The 2,235-nt window shown below is 68.5% G+C and carries 4 protein-coding genes; all 4 read left to right on the top strand.

Annotated elements, in window-relative coordinates; all coding sequences use genetic code 11:
• The coding region (locus tag ACCC97_RS28685; protein ID WP_413336348.1) for a FixG Ig-like domain-containing protein at positions 1-700 on the top strand (700 nt) is incomplete at its 5' end.
• A gap of 11 nt (positions 701-711) precedes the next feature.
• A complete protein-coding gene (locus ACCC97_RS28680) occupies positions 712-996 on the top strand; it encodes a FixH family protein (protein WP_413311885.1) in 285 nt (94 codons plus the stop codon).
• Positions 993-1,244, top strand: coding sequence for a hypothetical protein (locus ACCC97_RS28675; protein ID WP_007832032.1), 252 nt, complete (start codon positions 993-995; stop codon positions 1,242-1,244). Before ACCC97_RS28680 ends, ACCC97_RS28675 begins: the two co-directional genes overlap by 4 nt.
• 40 nt (positions 1,245-1,284) lie before the next feature.
• Positions 1,285-2,235: oxygen-independent coproporphyrinogen III oxidase (gene hemN / locus ACCC97_RS28670; protein ID WP_413336350.1), on the top strand; the 951-nt coding region annotated here is incomplete at its 3' end.

The raw sequence follows: 2,235 nt of genomic DNA, 5'->3' as shown, positions 1-2,235 counted from the left end.
CCCCTCGCCCCGGGGGCGGGCCCCCCCCCCCGCGCCTCGCCGCAAGGGGCCCGACCCGCGCACGCTGGCGCTGGGCGACTGCATCGACTGCGGCCTGTGCGTGCAGGTCTGCCCGACCGGCATCGACATCCGCCAGGGGCTGCAGTACGAGTGCATCGGCTGCGGCCTGTGCGTGGATGCCTGCGATACGGTGATGCAAAAGATGGCGTATCCGCCGCGCCTCATCCGCTACGACACGCAGAACGGCATGGAGGGCCGCTGGACGCGCCCGCAGCTGCTGCGCCGCGTGCTGCGGGCGCGCGTGCTGGCCTACACGGCCATCCTCGCGGTGCTGGTGTCCGGCCTTCTGGCCAGCCTGGTCGCACGCACGCCGTTCAAGGTCGACGTGGTGCGCGACCGCGCTTCGCTGGCGCGCATCGTCGAGGGAGGTCGGCTGGAAAACGTCTATCGGCTGCAGATCATGAATGCCACCGAGCAACAGCGCCGCTATGCGATTTCCGCGCGCGGTCTCGATGGAGTGGCCGTGGCGTCCGAGCCGGCGGTGACGGTGGACGCCGCCCAGTCGCGCTGGGTGGCGGTGCGCCTGCAGTTGCCCTACGGCGTGACGCCCTCGGGCTCGCACACCGTGTACTTCGACGTACGAGAAGAAGGTGGCGGCGCGCAGGTCTCCGAAAAAGCGGTCTTCCTGGTGCCGCGCTGAAAGGTATCGACATGATTGCAACAACGAACGAACCGGTCGCCGCCGCGTGGTGGCGGTACCCGCTGGTGTGGATGGTGATCGGCGGACCCGCGCTGGTGGTGGTCGCGAGCGTCGCGACCTTCTGGGTCGCGTGGCACCGGCCCGACGCCCTTGTGTCCGAGGACTACTATCGCGAGGGCATCGAGATCAACCGGACACTGGCCGGCAAGGACTCGATGCCCGCGCTCGCCGCGCGCAACCATGCGGCCACGCCGGCAAGCGACCTGCCGTCGCCAGCGAGAAAGAGGGCGCCATGAACGCACAGCGCCAGGTCATGGCCGTGCTGTGGCCGTCCTTCCTCGTTGCCTGCGGCATGGAGGTCCTGGTCTTCGCGATGGTCGATCCGCTCAGCGTGTATTGCGGTGCCGATGTGCTGCACATGTCGCGCCAGGGCATCTATACGGCCTCGTTCTTCGTGTTCTGGCTGATGGCGGCGGCGTCGAGTGCATGCACCGCATTGCTGGCTCCGCCCACCGGTGGCGCCCCCCTCCGGCATGACCTGTGACTTGGCGTTCAAGATGATTTCCACCACCGTCGACCCCATCATGCCCTCGTTGCCGGCCGAGCTGCTGCGTCAGTTCGACGTGCCCGGACCGCGCTATACCTCCTATCCCACGGCCGACCGCTTCGTCGAGGCCTTCGGCGCCGAAGACCACGCGCGCGCCGTGCGCCGGCGGCGCGCGGATGGCGCGCAGGCTGCACCGCTGTCGATGTACGTGCACATCCCGTTTTGCGAATCGCTGTGCTACTACTGCGCCTGCAACAAGGTCATCACGCGGCATCACGAGAAGGCGCGGCATTACCTGGACTACCTCGCGTGCGAGGCTGCGCTGCAGGCCGCGCAGCTCGGGCCGGGCACGGTCGTGAGCCAGCTACACCTCGGCGGTGGCTCGCCCACCTTCCTCGACGACGCAGAACTGACCGGGCTCATGGCCATGCTGCGCGGCGTCTTCGACTTCGCGCCCGACGGCGAGCAGTCCATCGAAATCGATCCGCGCACGGTCGACACCGGCCGCCTGGCGCACCTGGCGTCGCTCGGATTCAACCGCCTGAGCTTCGGTGTGCAGGATTTCGACCCCGACGTGCAGCGTGCGGTGCACCGCGTCCAGCCTGCCGAGCAAGTGTTCGCGCTGATGGCCGACGCGCGGGCGTTGGGTTTCGAGTCGGTCAACGTGGACCTGATCTACGGGCTGCCGCGTCAGAACGACGCGTCGTTCGAGCGCACGCTGGCGCAGCTGTGCATGTTGCGGCCGGATCGCATCGCGCTATATGCCTACGCGCACCTGCCGGAGCGCTTCAAGCCGCAACGACGCATCCTGGCCGAAGACCTGCCCGACGCTCCCATCCGGGTGCGGATGCTGGCGCGCGCCATCGAGGTGCTGAGGGATGCGGGCTATGTGTACATCGGCATGGACCACTTCGCGTTGCCAGGCGACCCGCTGGCCGTGGCCAAGCGCAACGGCCGGCTGCACCGAGATTTCCAGGGCTACAGCACC

Source organism: Variovorax sp. Varisp85, assembly GCF_047304045.1.
Classification (GTDB): Bacteria; Pseudomonadota; Gammaproteobacteria; order Burkholderiales; family Burkholderiaceae_C; genus Variovorax.
This window is presented reverse-complemented; position numbering and strand designations above follow the sequence as displayed.